This is a genomic window from Streptosporangium nondiastaticum (assembly GCF_003011965.1).
Taxonomy (GTDB): Bacteria; Actinomycetota; Actinomycetes; order Streptomycetales; family Streptomycetaceae; genus Streptomyces; species Streptomyces nondiastaticus.
In genome coordinates, this window is record NZ_PXWG01000169.1 from 1 (window position 1) to 13,461 (window position 13,461).

The window sequence follows — 13,461 nt, forward strand, 5'->3', positions numbered from 1 at the left end:
CCCCGGCCCGCCCCGCCCGCGCCCCCCGCGCGGCGGGCGACCGCCCGGTCCGCCGCACGCGCACGGCGGGGGAGGGCTCGGCGACCCAGACGGAGGCCGCGGCCGCCCCGGTCCGTCGTGCCCGCAGTGCGGCGGACGGCTCGGCGAGCCAGGCGGAGGCCGCCGCGGCGCCGCGTCGTGCCCGCAGTGCGGCGGACGGCTCGGCCAGTCAGGCGGAGGGCGCGGCCCCGGCCCGTCGTACGCGCAGTGCGGCGGACGGTTCCGCCAGTCAGACCGAGGCGGCCGCCGCCCCGCCGCGCCGCACCCGCAGCGCGTCCGAGGGCTCCGCGAGTCAGATGGACGGCGCTGCCGCCCCGGCCCGGCGCACCCGCAGTGCGGCGGACGGTTCGGCGAGCCAGGCACCCGAAGACACGGCCTCGGCCCGCAGCGCGGCGGACGGTTCCGCCAGTCAGCCGGGGGAGCCCGCCCCGAGGCGCGCCCGCCCGGCGGCCACCGGCTCCTCCGACGCCCCGTGGCATCACGCCCGCCCGGCCTTCGACGAAGCACCCGAGAAGAAGCCGGAGGAGCCCGGAGCCCCGGAAGACTCATCCGAGCCGCAAGCCTCCTCCCGCCGCGACGGTGCCCAGCCCGAGCGGCGGAGCCCGGCGGTGCCGGAGTCACCGTCCGGTGAGGCGGAAGCGGAAGCGCCCGGTGCCCCGGAGTCACCGTCCGGTGAGGCCCCCGGCGCCGAGCCGGCAGCCGGCACCCCCGGCGGAGCCGAAGACGCGCCCGGAGACGGCGTACCCCAGAACGACACGAACCCCGCCGGAGGCGACCCCGCATGAGCGACACTCTCGACGTCGTCCTGCGCCTCCTCGCCGTCTTCGTCGTCTTCCTCGTGCTGCCGCTGGTCATCGGCCAGACCGAGCACAAGGTGATGGCGCACATGCAGGGCCGCCTCGGCCCCATGTACGCCGGCGGTTTCCACGGCTGGGCGCAGCTCGTCGCGGACGGCGTGAAGTTCGCGCAGAAGGAGGACGTGGTCCCGGCGGGCGCGGACCGCCGCGTCTTCCAGCTGGCGCCGGCCGTGGCCCTCCTCCCGTACCTCCTGGTGCTGGTGGCGATCCCGGTCGGACCGGGCAACGCGGTGGGGCAGATCGTCGACGCGGGCATCTTCTTCGTCCTCGCCGTGATGGGCGTCGGAGTCCTCGGTTCGCTGATGGCGGGCTGGGCGTCGGCCAACAAGTTCTCGCTGCTGGGCGGCCTGCGCACGGCCGCGCAGCTCATGGCGTACGAGCTGCCGATGCTGCTGGCCGCGGCGAGCGTGGCGATGGCGGCGGGCACGGTCTCGCTGCCGGGGATCGTGGACGCCTTCCACTGGTGGTGGGTGCCGTGGCAGATCGTCGGCGCGGTGGTGTTCTTCGTGGCCGGCCTGGCCGAGCTGCAGAGGCCCCCGTTCGACATGCCGGTCGCCGACTCGGAGATCATCTTCGGCGCGTACACCGAGTACACGGGCCTGCGCTTCGCGCTGTTCCTGCTGTCGGAGTACGCGGGCATCGTCGTGCTGTGCGGCCTGACCACGGTCCTCTTCCTCGGCGGCTGGCACGGCCCGTTCGGCGCGGACGGCCTGGGCTGGGTGTGGACGCTGCTGAAGACGGCCGTCCTCGCCTTCGTCGTGATCTGGCTGCGGGTGACGTACCCGCGCCTGCGCGAGGACCAGCTGCAGAAGCTGGCCTGGACCGTCCTCATCCCCCTCGCCCTGGCGCAGATCGCGCTGACGGGCGTCGTCAAGGTGGTGACCCAGTAGTGGGCATTCCCGGCTCCGGCCTCGCCAAGGGCCTCGCCGTCACGCTCCGCACGATGACGCGCCGCGCGCACACCGCGCAGTACCCGGACGTCCAGCCCGAGCTGCCGCCCCGTACGCGCGGCGTGATCGGCCTGTTCGAGGAGAACTGCACGGTCTGCATGCTGTGCGCCCGCGAGTGCCCGGACTGGTGCATCTACATCGACTCCCACAAGGAGACGGTGCCGCCGGCCGCCCCGGGCGGCCGCGAGCGCAGCCGCAACGTCCTCGACCGCTTCGCGATCGACTTCTCGCTGTGCATGTACTGCGGCATCTGCATCGAGGTGTGTCCGTTCGACGCGCTGTTCTGGTCGCCGGAGTTCGAGTACGCCGAGACCGACATCCAGGACCTGGTCCACGAGCGGGACAAGCTCCGCGAGTGGATGTGGACGGTGCCGGAGCCGCCCGCGCTCGACCCGGCGGCCGAGGAGCCGAAGGAGATCGCGGCGGCCCGCAAGTCGGCGGAGAAACTGAAGGCCCAGCAGGAGGGAGAGGCATGACCGGCACCGGTACCGCGACGCTCGCCGCGAGCACGGCCGCGCACGGCTTCCTCTCCCCGACCGGCGTCGAGATCGTCTTCCTCCTCGTCGGCCTGGTCACCCTCGGCGCGGCCGTCGTGACCGTCACGACCAAGCAGCTCGTGCACGCCGCCCTCTGGCTGGTCGTCGCCCTCGGCGGGCTCGCCGTGGAGTACCTGCTGCTGACGGCGGAGTTCATCGCCTGGGTGCAGGTCCTGATCTACGTCGGTTCCGTCGTCGTCCTGCTCCTCTTCGGGCTCATGCTCACCAAGGCCCCCATCGGCCGCTCCCCGGACGCCGACTCCGGCAACCGGTGGGCCGCCCTCGGGGTCGCCGTGGCCGCGGCCGCCGCCCTCGTGTGGGTGGTCGCGGACGCGTTCCGCACGACCTGGATCGGGCTGGACGGCGACGCCCCCCAGGGCACGACGAAGGTCTCCGGAGAGATCCTCTTCCGGCACTGGGTGCTGCCCTTCGAGGCGCTGTCCGTGCTGCTGCTCGCCGCGCTCGTCGGCGCGATCGTCCTCTCCCGCAAGAGAGGCAAGGAGGAGAAGCGCTGATGCACCTCGTCTACCCGGCCGTCCTCGCGGCCCTCCTCTTCTGCACGGGCCTGTACGGCGTCCTGGCCCGGCGCAACGCGATCCTGGTCCTGATGTCCGTCGAGCTCATGCTCAACGCCGTCAACCTCAACCTCGTCGCCTTCGACGTCTGGCTGCGCGACGAGCTGCACGCGGGCCAGGCCCTCACCCTCTTCACCATCGCCATCGCCGCCGCCGAGATCGGCATCGGCCTGGCGATCGTGCTGCAGGTCCACCGCAACCGCGGCACCGCCGACGTCGACCGCCTGCGCGACCTGCGCGACGACGCCCCCGACGCCGGATCCGACACCGAACGCGCAGACCGCGAGGAGAAGGCCGAGGCCGCCGCGTGAGCACCACGACCACCGCCGTCCTCGTCCCCCTGCTGCCGTTCCTCGGCGCCGTCGCGGGCCTGCTGACGGGCCGCCGCGCACCCGGCTTCGTACGGCCCCTCGCCGTCCTGCCGACGCTCGCCGCGGCCGTGCTCGCCGCCGTCGTCGCCTGGCGGCAGGGCGGCGGGGACGCGATCGACGCCGCCGGCCGGCTCACCCCGACCGGCTCCGTGCCGATCGACCTGGCCCTGCACCTCGACGGCTTCGCCGTCCTCGTCGCGCTCCTCGTCGGCGTCGTCGCCACGTGCGTCCAGCTCTACTCGACGGCCTACCTGCGCGACGACCCCCGCTACCCCTCCTACGCCGCCCTCGTCTCCCTCTTCACCGCGGCCATGCTGCTCGTCGTCTACTCGGGCGACCTCATGGTCCTGCTGGTCGGCTGGGAGATCATGGGCATCTGCTCGTACTTCCTGGTCGGCCACTACTGGGAGACCGAGGCCGCGCGCAGCGCCTCCCTCAAGGCCTTCCTGGTCACCAAGCTCGGCGACGTCCCCTTCCTGATCGGCATCCTCGCGCTGGCCGCCGACGCCGGAACGTTCCGGATCAACGGCATCCTCACCGCCGTCACCTCCGGCGGCATCGACCACCCCACGCTGATCGCGCTGCTGCTCCTGGCGGGCGTCGCGGGCAAGTCGGCGCAGTTCCCGCTGCACACGTGGCTGCCCGACGCGATGGCCGGCCCCACGCCGGTCTCCGCGCTGATCCACGCCGCGACGATGGTCGCGGCCGGCGTCTACTTCGTCGCCCGGCTCCTCCCGCTCTTCGCGGCCTCCACGGCCGCGCTCGTCGTGCTCGCCGTGATGGCCGCCGTCACCATGGTCGGCTCGGGCCTCGCGGCCCTCGCCCAGGACGACATCAAGCGCGTCCTCGCCTACTCGACCGTCGGCCAGCTCGGCTACATGACCGGCGCCCTCGCCGTCGGCGACCGCGACGCGGCCGTCTTCCACCTCGTCTCGCACGGCGCGTTCAAGGCCCTCCTCTTCCTCGGCGCGGGCGTGATCATCCACGCCGCCGGCACGAACTCGCTCGCCGCGATGGCCCGCACGGGCGGCCTCGCCAAGCGCATCCCCGACGCGTACTGGACGATGACCGTCGCCCTCCTCGCGCTCGCCGCGATCCCCCCGTTCAGCGGCTTCTTCTCCAAGGAAGCCGTCCTCGGCGCGGCCGAGCACGCCGCCTCCGGCGACGCCAAGGGCATCCCTGGCGCGGCCGGCTGGCTCGTCCTCGCCGCGGGGCTCCTCACGGCGCTCCTCACCGCCGCGTACGCCACCCGCCTGTGGCTGATGGCCTTCCGCGGCACCGGCCCCGAGGCCGCCGACCACGGCAAGCAGCCCGCCGCGATGAACACCGTCCTGTGGATCCTGTTCGTCCCCACGCTCGCGCTCGGCCTCGCCGCCTGGAAGCTCCCCGACTGGTTCGACGGCGGGTCGCTCACCCCGACGCTCACCACCTCCGTCCTCTCCACCGGCTGCGCCCTCGCCGGCGCGATCGTGATGTACGCGGCCTGGCGCCGCACCGCCGCGCTCGCCGCCCGCACCCCCCTCGGCGCCGTCGCCGCCGACCCGGACGCGGCCCCGTACGTCTCCGAGGAGGAGAGCATCGCCACCCACGAGGCCGCCTACGGCGACATCGCGGCGGCACCCGACCCGGCCGACCCCGGCCGGGCCCTCCTCGGTCCCCTGCACCGCCACGCCGCGGCCGGCTTCCACCTGGACGCCGTCTACTCCGCCCTGTTCGTCCGGCCCACGCGCGCCGCCGCCCGCCTCGCCCGGTTCCTCGACCGCGAGGTCGTCGAGACCTACGTGCGCGGCACGGCCGGCGCACCCCGCCTGCTCGGCGAGGCCGTCCGCCGCGCCCAGACCGGCAACGTGCAGACGTACCTGAGCGCCCTGTTCGCAGGCGCCGTCGTCCTGGCCGTAGCGGCCGTGCTCGTAGCCAACGGAGCCTGACCGTGAGTCACACAGCCCTGCAGTACCTCCTCGCTGCGATCGTCGTCCTCCCCCTCGTCGGAGCCGTCGCCTCCCTGTTGCCGGCCCCGCCCGGCCTCAAGGGGAAGAGCCCCGAGCAGGCCGTGCTCCGCCACGGCGTCACCGTCACCGGCGTCGTCCTCGCGCTGAGCATCGCCCTCGCCACGGGCTTCGACCACGACAGCCCGGCCCGCATGCAGGCGACCACCGACATCAGCTGGATCCCGGCCCTGAACATCCGGATCCACCTGGGCGTGGACGGCGTCTCGCTCCCCCTCCTCGTCCTGACCGCGCTGCTGACCTTCCTCTGCGCGCTCTACAGCTACTTCAAGATGCCGTCGGGCCCGTCTCCCAAGGCATTCGTCGCACTGCTCCTCGTGCTCGAGTCCGGCACCCTCGCGACCTTCGCCGTCCTCGACCTGATGCTGTTCTTCCTGGCCTTCGAGATGGTGCTCATCCCGATGTACTTCCTCATCGCCCGCTGGGGCGGCGAGGGCAGGGAGCGCGCCGCCTGGCGCTTCATCCTCTACACGCTGCTCGGCTCCGTCGTGATGCTGCTCGGCCTCCTCCTGGTCGGGCTCAAGGGCGGCACGTTCGACATGGTGGCACTCGCCACTGACAATGGTTCCAAGCTGAGCCACACCACCCAGCTCATCGCCGTCCTCGCCATCGGCCTCGGACTGGCCGTCAAGGCCCCCATGTGGCCCCTGCACAGCTGGCTGCCCGACGCGCACACCGCCGCCCCGACCGTCGGCTCGGTCCTCCTCGCGGGCGTGCTGCTGAAGATGGGCACGTACGGTTTCGTGCGCATCGTCCTGCCCATCGCCCCGGACGGCGCGCACACCTTCGCGCCCTACCTCGCCGCCTTCGCGGCCGTCGGCATCATCTACGGCTCGCTGGTCTGCCTGAACCTCGCCCGCCGCGGCGCCAAGGGCGACCTCAAGCGCCTCATCGCGTACTCCTCCGTCGGGCACATGGGCTTCGTCCTGCTCGGCATCGCGACGCTCACCCCCACCGGGCTCAACGGCGCCCTCTTCGCCAACATCGCCCACGGCCTCATCACCGGCCTCCTCTTCTTCCTCGTCGGCGCGGTCAAGGACCGCTACGGCACCAGCGACCTCGACGCCCTCTCCGGCCGCACCGGCGCCGCCCTCTACGGCAAGGCCCCCCGCCTCGGCGGGCTCCTCGCCTTCGGCGCGATCGCCTCCCTCGGCCTGCCCGGCCTCGCCGGCTTCTGGGGCGAGATGCTCGCGATGTTCGGCGCCTTCCGCCCGGCGGAGGGGCTCAGCCGGCCGGCGTTCCTGACGTTCATGGCCCTGGCCGGCCTCGGCACGCTCCTGACGGCCGCCTACATGCTCGTCGTCGTCCGCCGCGTGTGCATGGGCGGCGACGGCGGCAGCTCCCGGCCGCTGACCGCCGGCACCGCGGAGAACGCACCCGCCGACGTGCTGTCCTACGAGTTCGCCGCCTGGACCCCCCTCGTCGCCCTCACCGTCCTCGCCGGACTCTGGCCCGCGGCCCTCCTCGGCCTCACCGACCCGGCCGTTCAGCAGCTCCTCCGAGGAGGCAACTGATGGGCTCCCTGATCCAGTCCGTCGACTGGCTCGCCATCGCGCCGCCCACCGTCACGGCCGTCGTCGCGCTGGCCGTCCTGGTCGCCGACCTGCTCCTCCCCGAGGGCCGCAAGCCGCTCCTCGGATGGTTCTCCGTCGCCGGGCTGCTGCTCGCGGGCCTCTCCCTGCTGCCGCTCCTCGACGGCGACCGCGCCCCCCGTTCAACGTTCTGCCTCACCGGGGTCTCCGACCGCGACGCGTGCAGCTACACCGCCGACCACTTCACGCTCGTCATCCAGCTCCTGGTGCTCGGCGGCGCGCTCCTGACGGCCCTGCTGTCCATGAGCGCCGTCCGCGACCAGCGACTCCCCGAAGGGGAGTTCTGGTTCCTGCTGCTGTCCTCCGCCGCGGGCGCCGCCCTGCTGCCCGCCTCCCGGGACCTCGCGACCCTCGTCGTCGCCCTCGAAGTGGCCTCCCTGCCGGCCTTCGCCCTCGTCGGCATGCGCCGCGGCGAACGCCGCTCCTCCGAGGCGGCCCTGAAGTTCTTCCTCTCCTCGGTCACCGCGACCGCCGTCACCCTCCTGGGCGTCAGCTTCGTCTACGCGGCCACCGGCACGCTGCACCTCACCGAGGTCGCGGACAAGCTCGGCCACGTCGACCCGCGGCTCGACACGCTCGCCCAGGCCGGCGTCGCCCTCACCCTCGTCGGCTTCGCCTTCAAGACCGCGGCCGTGCCCTTCCACTTCTGGGTGCCCGACACCTACGTGGGCGCGCCGCTGCCCGTCGCCGCGTACCTCTCCGTGATCGGCAAGGCCGTCGGCTTCACCGGCCTCATCCTCGTGACGGTCGTCGCCTTCCCGTCGTACGCGTCGGTGTGGGCACCGGCCCTCGCCGTCCTCGCCGCGCTGACCATGACCGCGGGCAACGTCGCCGCGCTCCGCCAGCGCCCGGAGCGCCCCCACAGCGCCGTGCGGCTGCTGGCCTGGTCCTCCGTCGGCCAGGCGGGCTACCTGCTGGTGCCCATCGCCGCCGCCGGCTACGCCGACGACCCCGCGCACGCCGTCGGCTCCACCGTCGCGTACGCCCTGATGTACGCCGCCGTGAACCTCGGCGCGTTCGCCGTCGCCGCCCTGGTGGCCCGTACGAGCCCGCAGAACCGCATCACGGACTACCGGGGCCTCTACGCCCGCCGGCCCCTCGCCGCGCTCGCCCAGGGCTTCTTCCTGCTCTGCCTCGCGGGCCTCCCGCCCGGCATCATCGGCCTCTTCGCGAAGGTCACGGTCTTCACCGCGGCCGTCGACGCGGGGCTGGGCTGGCTGGCCGTCGTCATGGCCCTCAACGTCGTGATCGCGCTGTACTACTACCTGCAGTGGACGGCGATCCTCTTCCGCCCGGCGGAGGAGACCGGGGAGGCCGGGGCCGGGGAAGGGGCGCGTGTTCCGGCCCCTCTGAGCGTGGCGATCGCGCTCGCCGCAGTGGCCGGCATCGCCCTCTCGGGCGCCCCGCAGCTGGTCCTCCGCTTCGCCTCAGGGGCGCTCCTCTAGGGGACGGCCCGCGGGCCGGGGCCGGCGATCGCCGCCGGTCTGCGCCGCGGCTGGGAACCGCCCGCAAGAACGCTCCGCCGCGACGGCGGGAAACCCCCGCGGCGAGGGTCCGGCGGAATACGCAGCCGGCCGGAACCGGCGCGTGCCCGGCGAGCCGTCGGCGGCCGGGCACGCGCGCATATTCGGCGAACCCGCCCGGAGGGCACCCGTCACCCGGACGGACCGGCGGCGCCCCCGCGCACAAGGGAACCCGGGACCTTCGTCTGGCGTTGACCGGTCAGGAAGGTTCCACTGGAAACTCCGCACGACAGCGCAAAGGGTTCCCCTGCCGCACCGCTTGGAGGGCGTACCGTGCACCGCCGGCACAACGGGCTCAGGACCGCAGTCCTCCTCGGGGGGCTGTCCGCACTCATCATCGTCATCGGCAGCCTCTTCGGGCGGACGGGCCTGATCGTCGCCGTCCTGGTGGCGCTGGGCACGAACGCCTACGCGTACTGGAACAGCGACAAGCTGGCCCTCCGGGCCATGCGCGCCCGCCCGGTCAGCGAGTTCGAGGCCCCGGCGCTCTACCGCATGGTCCGCGAGCTCTCGACGGCCGCCCGCCAGCCCATGCCCCGGCTGTACATCTCGCCGACGGACGCCCCCAACGCCTTCGCCACCGGCCGCAACCCCCGCAACGCCGCCGTCTGCTGCACGGACGGCATCCTGCGCCTCCTGGACGAGCGCGAGCTGCGCGGCGTGATCGGCCACGAGCTCAGCCACGTCTACAACCGCGACATCCTCATCTCCTCGATCGCGGGCGCGCTCGCCTCGGTGGTGATGTTCCTGGTGAACTTCGCGTGGCTGGTCCCCTTCGGCAGATCGGACGACGACGAGGGCCCGGGCATCGTCGGCATGATCATGATCATGCTGCTGGGCCCGGTCGCGGCGTCCCTCATCCAGCTCGCCGTCAGCCGCTCCCGCGAGTACGAGGCCGACGCCTCCGGGGCGCGCCTGACGGGCGACCCCCTGGCCCTGGCCTCGGCGCTCCGCAAGCTGGAGACGGGCACGCAGCGCCTGCCCCTGCCTCCCGAGCCGCGCATCGAGACCGCGAGCCACATGATGATCGCGAACCCGTTCCGCGCGGGCGAGGGCATGACCAAGCTGTTCTCCACGCACCCGCCGATGGGGGAGCGCATCGCCCGCCTGGAGCAGATGGCGGGCCGCGGCGGCCGGTAGCCAGGTCCGCCGGCCCGCCGATGAGCCTTCCTGTCAGTTCGCCCGTCAGCCGGCGGGTGAGCCGCCGGAGTCGTCGAGATCGCCGATGGGCATGCCGTCGTACGTCCCTCCCCGGCACACCAGCACCGGCCCGAAGTCGTCCCCGATCGTCACGTCGAGCGTCCCGCCCCCGTTGAAGCACTGGGCGATGGACACCCCTGTGGGCGGAGGCGGCGGGTCGTCGGCCCGGGCGACCCCCGCGCCGAGCGTTCCGGCGAGCATCGCGGCGGAGGCCGCGGCGCCGATGGCTTGTCGCGTACGTGTGCGCATGGGGGGCTCCTCACGCTCGTTGCGCGTCCCCCGGACGGCGGACGCGGCGGACAGCCCACGATGAGGGCGGAGGGGCCGCGCGGCACGCGGCGTTAGGCCGTTCGGGGGACGGACAGGTCATCTACGGATCCTGGCAACCGCAGGTCAGAGGCCTTGCGTCCCATTCGCTGAGGGCTACGACGCGTGGGAGGCTGTTTTCATGAGGTTCATCCTGAACATCATCTGGTTGATCTTGTGCGGGTTCTGGATGGCGATCGGCTATGTGGTCGCCGGCCTGATCTGCTGCGTACTCATCGTGACCATTCCGTTTGGCATCGCGTCCTTCAGGATCGCGAGCTATGCCCTGTGGCCGTTCGGGCGGACGACCGTCGAGCGGCGGGACGCGGGCGCCGGGTCGCTGATCGGCAACGTGATCTGGTTCGTCTTCGCCGGCTGGTGGCTGGCGCTCGGCCACATCGTCACGGGCGTCGCGCTCTGCTGCACGATCATCGGAATCCCGCTGGGCATCGCGAACTTCAAGCTGATCCCGGTCTCGCTCTTCCCGCTGGGCCGCGAAATCGTCCCGACGGACCAGGCGTTCGCCGGCTACCGCTGAACCGGCCGCGAACGAAGGTGACTTAACGAGACCACAGGGCCTCCTCGGCCGCGGGGGTGAGGGCGAGGGGGCCTTCGCCGTGCGTCCACACCGCGCGGATGTCGAGGCGCCGGAAACGCCAGCCCGCGGGGGTGCGCACGACCTCGCCCGCGAACGTTCCGCCGACGGTGAAGTGGTCTCCGGGGCCGGATCCGCGGGCCTCGCGGGTGGAGGCCAGGTGGACGTGGGTCATGAGGGCGTTCCAGTGCACCGTGGCGCGGTCCCCGGTGATGTCCAGCACGTAGTTGGTGCCGATGTGCTGCGTGCGCTCGAACTTGGCCAGGGTGGCGGCCTGTGACGCGGCCAGGCCGCCGGTGCCCTCGTGCTTGCCGACCGGCGAGGTGATCCGTACGTCCGGGGTGAAGAAGCGGCGGGCCCAGGCGTCGTCGAAGCGGCGGGTGTCGAGGCTCAGCAGGTAGCGGTCGATGAGGTCCGTGAGGGCGGCGCGGTCGGTGAGGGCGTCGATGCGGGCCTGCAGGGCGGCGGTCTCCCGAGCAGCTCCCCGAGCGGTCTCCTGAGCGGCCTCCCGGACGGTCTCCCGAGCGGTCTCCGGGGTGAACTCCGGGGCGAACTCCGGTGCGGTGAGGGTCATGGCGGCGCTCCCTGGGTCGGTGGACGGGCCCGCTCCGGGGCGGGCCGGGCCGTACACCAGGACGCTAAAACCTCGACATAGCTTGAGGTCAAGACCGCCGGGCGGGCGCGGCCCGGGAACGCCGAAGGCGCGTCGGAAAGGGTCCCTTCCGACGCGCCTTCGGCGTGACTGGCGTCAGCCGTCGTTCCCGGGTCAGCGGTAGTTGACGAACTGGATCGCGAAGTCCAGGTCCTTGCCCTTGAGGAGGGCCTGGACGGCCTGGAGGTCGTCACGGCTCTTGGAGCTGACGCGCAGCTCGTCGCCCTGGACCTGGGCCTTGACGCCCTTGGGGCCCTCGTCGCGAATGATCTTGGCGACCTTCTTGGCGTTCTCCTGGGAGATGCCCTCCTCGATCGAGGCGAAGATCTTGTACTCCTTGCCGGAGGCCTGCGGCTCGCCCGCGTCGAGGGACTTCAGCGAGATCCCGCGCTTGACCAGCTTGGTCTCGAAGATGTCGAGAACCGCCTTCACGCGCTCCTCGGCGTTGGCGCGCATCTCGATCTTCTCGCCGGACCAGGCGATCGAGGCGCCCACGCCCTTGAAGTCGTAGCGCTGCGAGATCTCCTTGGCGGCCTGGTTGAGGGCGTTGTCGACCTCCTGCCGCTCGACCTTCGAGACGATGTCGAAACTGGAGTCGGCCATATTGAGTTGGCTCCTCATACGTAGATCCATCGGGGTGTGCGGTCCGGACTGCCGCCGGCTCCGGGCCGGCGGCGGACCGCCCCGTCAGCCTAGCCACCCCGGGCCCGTTCTCACGGGCGATGAACCGAGTGGCGGACCACCCCAGGTCATCGGGTATGGTTTACGTCGTTGCCCCGGCGCGAATCGAAAGAGAGCCCGAGGTGACACCCCATGGCGGTGTGCCCGAGTGGCCAATGGGAGCGGACTGTAAATCCGTCGGCTTAGCCTACCCAGGTTCGAATCCTGGCGCCGCCACGGAACGAGGCCCCTGACCTGAAAAGGTCAGGGGCTTCTTTCGTTTTCCAGAGCCTTCCAGGCAGACCTTCAGCCGCCCGCCGCGGCCTTCACGGCCTCCGCCACCGGCGTGTCCCCGCCGATCAGCTCCAGCGTCCGCCCCGCCGTCCCCGGCTCGTCCAGCAGCGCCGCGAGGACCGCCGCGACGTCGTCCCGGGTCACCTCGCCCCGCCCGGTGGCCTCCCCGAGCGTCACCCGGCCCGTACCGGCGTCGTCCGTGAGCCGTCCCGGCCGCAGGATCGTCCAGTCCAGGCCCGCCCGCGCCCGGATGTCCGCGTCCGCCGCGCCCTTCGCACGCAGGTACGCGGCGAAGACCGGACCGGTGCCCTCCGGGGGCTCGCGGTCGGCGCCCATGGAGGAGACCACGAGGAAGCGGCGGACCCCGGCGGCCTCGGCCGCGTCGGCGAAGAGGGCGGCCGCCCCGCGGTCCACGGAGTCCTTGCGTTCGATGGTGCTGCCCGGCCCCGCTCCGGCCGCGAAGACGGCGGCGTCGGCGGACTCCAGGTGCTTCACCAGATCCCCCACGGAGGCCGACTCCAGGTCGCACACGACCGGTTCGGCACCGGCCGCCAGGAGGGCGCCGGCCTGCTCGGGCCTGCGGATGATGCCCGCGATCTCGTCCCCGCGCGCGTGCAGCAGCCGCTCCAGCCGCAGCGCGATCTGACCATGTCCACCAGCGATGACAATGCGCATGATCCGACCGTACGCCGATCACCGGAATCCGACAGAGGGCCTCGCCGGACCCCGCCCCGGGGCCCCGCGTCAGGACGGCTCGCCCCCGCCGCGCGAGGACTGCCGGGGCAGCTCCAGGGCCGCCGCGGCCGACCCGTCGCAGTACTCCCGCACCGCGCTCGTACGGGCCACCACGCGGCCCTGGTGCACCACGAGGCGGCTGTACGCCATCGAGAGCACGCCCTCGACGCGCTCGCCCCGCACGGCCAGCAGCTCGGCCGGAAAGCCCGCCTCCACGCGCACCCGCGGCAGCCCCATGGCCGCCCGCGCCCACCCGCTGACCGCCTCGTACGCCTCCTCGGGCCGCAGTTCGCCGTGCGAGGCCAGCAGGAACGCGGCCTCCAGAGGATCGCCGCGCCCGACCGGATTGGCCGCGTCGCGCAGGGCGCCGCTGCCGGCCGCCACCCGCACCCCCGCCGCCCGCAACAGCCGCACCGGGGCGCAGCGCGAGACGCGGCCGCCGCGCTGCTCCAGCGTCCCGCAGTCGCCCTGCGGCAGGCAGACGACGGTCACTCCGGCGGCGGACAGCTGCCCGGCCGCCCGGACGGCCAGCTCGCGGGGGAGCCGGGCGAGGCCGCCGCAGGGGCCGAG

General features: G+C 73.0%; 13 protein-coding genes, 1 tRNA gene and 2 pseudogenes. 11 read left to right on the forward strand and 5 right to left on the reverse strand.

The window, feature by feature from the left end; genetic code table 11:
• From B7P34_RS37805 to htpX, 9 genes and pseudogenes are all read left to right on the forward strand, one after another.
• Positions 1-824: pseudogene (locus B7P34_RS37805) on the forward strand (hypothetical protein); the annotation flags it as partial.
• Positions 821-1,786, forward strand: coding sequence for a complex I subunit 1/NuoH family protein (locus B7P34_RS32185; RefSeq protein WP_106681716.1), 966 nt, complete (start codon positions 821-823; stop codon positions 1,784-1,786). The pseudogene B7P34_RS37805 and the gene B7P34_RS32185, both read left to right, overlap by 4 nt.
• The gene (locus B7P34_RS32190) at positions 1,786-2,322 is read left to right on the forward strand and encodes a NuoI/complex I 23 kDa subunit family protein (RefSeq protein ID WP_223268445.1); all 537 of its coding nucleotides are present in this window, start codon (positions 1,786-1,788) and stop codon (positions 2,320-2,322) included. The genes B7P34_RS32185 and B7P34_RS32190 overlap by 1 nt, the downstream gene beginning before the upstream one ends.
• Complete coding sequence (locus B7P34_RS32195) at positions 2,319-2,897, forward strand: NADH-quinone oxidoreductase subunit J family protein (RefSeq protein WP_106681717.1); 579 nt, start codon at positions 2,319-2,321, stop codon at positions 2,895-2,897. The genes B7P34_RS32190 and B7P34_RS32195 overlap by 4 nt, the downstream gene beginning before the upstream one ends.
• The gene (nuoK, locus tag B7P34_RS32200; protein ID WP_030368447.1) at positions 2,897-3,268 is read left to right on the forward strand and encodes an NADH-quinone oxidoreductase subunit NuoK; all 372 of its coding nucleotides are present in this window, start codon (positions 2,897-2,899) and stop codon (positions 3,266-3,268) included. Before B7P34_RS32195 ends, nuoK begins: the two co-directional genes overlap by 1 nt.
• Positions 3,265-5,256 (forward strand): NADH-quinone oxidoreductase subunit 5 family protein, encoded by a 1,992-nt coding sequence (locus B7P34_RS32205; protein ID WP_106681718.1) that lies wholly within the window; start codon positions 3,265-3,267, stop codon positions 5,254-5,256. The genes nuoK and B7P34_RS32205 overlap by 4 nt, the downstream gene beginning before the upstream one ends.
• A gap of 2 nt (positions 5,257-5,258) precedes the next feature.
• Positions 5,259-6,848 carry a complex I subunit 4 family protein gene (locus tag B7P34_RS32210; protein WP_223268446.1) on the forward strand — a complete coding sequence of 530 codons (1,590 nt, stop codon included), beginning with the start codon at positions 5,259-5,261 and terminating at the stop codon, positions 6,846-6,848.
• The gene (locus B7P34_RS32215) at positions 6,848-8,371 is read left to right on the forward strand and encodes an NADH-quinone oxidoreductase subunit N (protein ID WP_106681719.1); all 1,524 of its coding nucleotides are present in this window, start codon (positions 6,848-6,850) and stop codon (positions 8,369-8,371) included. The genes B7P34_RS32210 and B7P34_RS32215 overlap by 1 nt, the downstream gene beginning before the upstream one ends.
• 351 nt (positions 8,372-8,722) lie before the next feature.
• Entirely contained in the window at positions 8,723-9,589 is an 867-nt protein-coding gene (gene htpX / locus B7P34_RS32220) for a zinc metalloprotease HtpX (protein ID WP_106681720.1), read from the forward strand.
• Between the two features lie 45 nt (positions 9,590-9,634).
• Here the strand turns inward: htpX and B7P34_RS32225 are convergent, their stop codons facing one another.
• Positions 9,635-9,898, reverse strand: a complete 264-nt coding sequence (locus B7P34_RS32225; RefSeq protein WP_106681721.1) for a hypothetical protein — start codon at positions 9,896-9,898, stop codon at positions 9,635-9,637.
• 199 nt (positions 9,899-10,097) lie between these two features.
• On the opposite strand from B7P34_RS32225, the gene B7P34_RS32230 reads away from it, so the two are divergent.
• Complete coding sequence (locus tag B7P34_RS32230) at positions 10,098-10,493, forward strand: YccF domain-containing protein (protein WP_106681722.1); 396 nt, start codon at positions 10,098-10,100, stop codon at positions 10,491-10,493.
• A 22-nt stretch (positions 10,494-10,515) separates the two neighbouring features.
• Here the strand turns inward: B7P34_RS32230 and B7P34_RS32235 are convergent, their stop codons facing one another.
• Both B7P34_RS32235 and B7P34_RS32240 read right to left on the reverse strand, forming a co-directional pair.
• Positions 10,516-11,124, reverse strand: coding sequence for a nuclear transport factor 2 family protein (locus B7P34_RS32235; RefSeq protein ID WP_106681723.1), 609 nt, complete (start codon positions 11,122-11,124; stop codon positions 10,516-10,518).
• A 192-nt stretch (positions 11,125-11,316) separates the two neighbouring features.
• Positions 11,317-11,805 (reverse strand): YajQ family cyclic di-GMP-binding protein, encoded by a 489-nt coding sequence (locus B7P34_RS32240; protein WP_030368439.1) that lies wholly within the window; start codon positions 11,803-11,805, stop codon positions 11,317-11,319.
• A gap of 212 nt (positions 11,806-12,017) precedes the next feature.
• Here B7P34_RS32240 and B7P34_RS32245 point away from each other — a divergent pair.
• A tRNA-Tyr gene (locus tag B7P34_RS32245) sits at positions 12,018-12,099 on the forward strand.
• Positions 12,100-12,168: 69 nt separating this feature from the next.
• Here B7P34_RS32245 and B7P34_RS32250 read toward each other — a convergent pair.
• Together B7P34_RS32250 and B7P34_RS32255 are read right to left on the reverse strand one after the other, a co-directional pair.
• Positions 12,169-12,831 carry an NAD(P)H-binding protein gene (locus B7P34_RS32250; protein ID WP_106681724.1) on the reverse strand — a complete coding sequence of 221 codons (663 nt, stop codon included), beginning with the start codon at positions 12,829-12,831 and terminating at the stop codon, positions 12,169-12,171.
• Positions 12,832-12,900: 69 nt separating this feature from the next.
• Positions 12,901-13,461: pseudogene (locus tag B7P34_RS32255) on the reverse strand (hypothetical protein); the annotation flags it as partial.

What these genes read in the sequence shown, in the direction of transcription:
- B7P34_RS32185 (WP_106681716.1), top strand. Translation starts at nt 821, where the DNA reads ATGAGCGACACTCTCGACGTCGTCCTGCGCCTCCTCGCCGTCTTCGTC.
- B7P34_RS32195 (WP_106681717.1), top strand. Translation starts at nt 2,319, where the DNA reads ATGACCGGCACCGGTACCGCGACGCTCGCCGCGAGCACGGCCGCGCAC.
- nuoK (WP_030368447.1), top strand. Translation starts at nt 2,897, where the DNA reads ATGCACCTCGTCTACCCGGCCGTCCTCGCGGCCCTCCTCTTCTGCACG.
- B7P34_RS32215 (WP_106681719.1), top strand. Translation starts at nt 6,848, where the DNA reads ATGGGCTCCCTGATCCAGTCCGTCGACTGGCTCGCCATCGCGCCGCCC.
- B7P34_RS32225 (WP_106681721.1), bottom strand. Translation starts at nt 9,898, where the DNA reads ATGCGCACACGTACGCGACAAGCCATCGGCGCCGCGGCCTCCGCCGCG.
- B7P34_RS32230 (WP_106681722.1), top strand. Translation starts at nt 10,098, where the DNA reads ATGAGGTTCATCCTGAACATCATCTGGTTGATCTTGTGCGGGTTCTGG.
- B7P34_RS32235 (WP_106681723.1), bottom strand. Translation starts at nt 11,124, where the DNA reads ATGACCCTCACCGCACCGGAGTTCGCCCCGGAGTTCACCCCGGAGACC.
- B7P34_RS32240 (WP_030368439.1), bottom strand. Translation starts at nt 11,805, where the DNA reads ATGGCCGACTCCAGTTTCGACATCGTCTCGAAGGTCGAGCGGCAGGAG.
- B7P34_RS32250 (WP_106681724.1), bottom strand. Translation starts at nt 12,831, where the DNA reads ATGCGCATTGTCATCGCTGGTGGACATGGTCAGATCGCGCTGCGGCTG.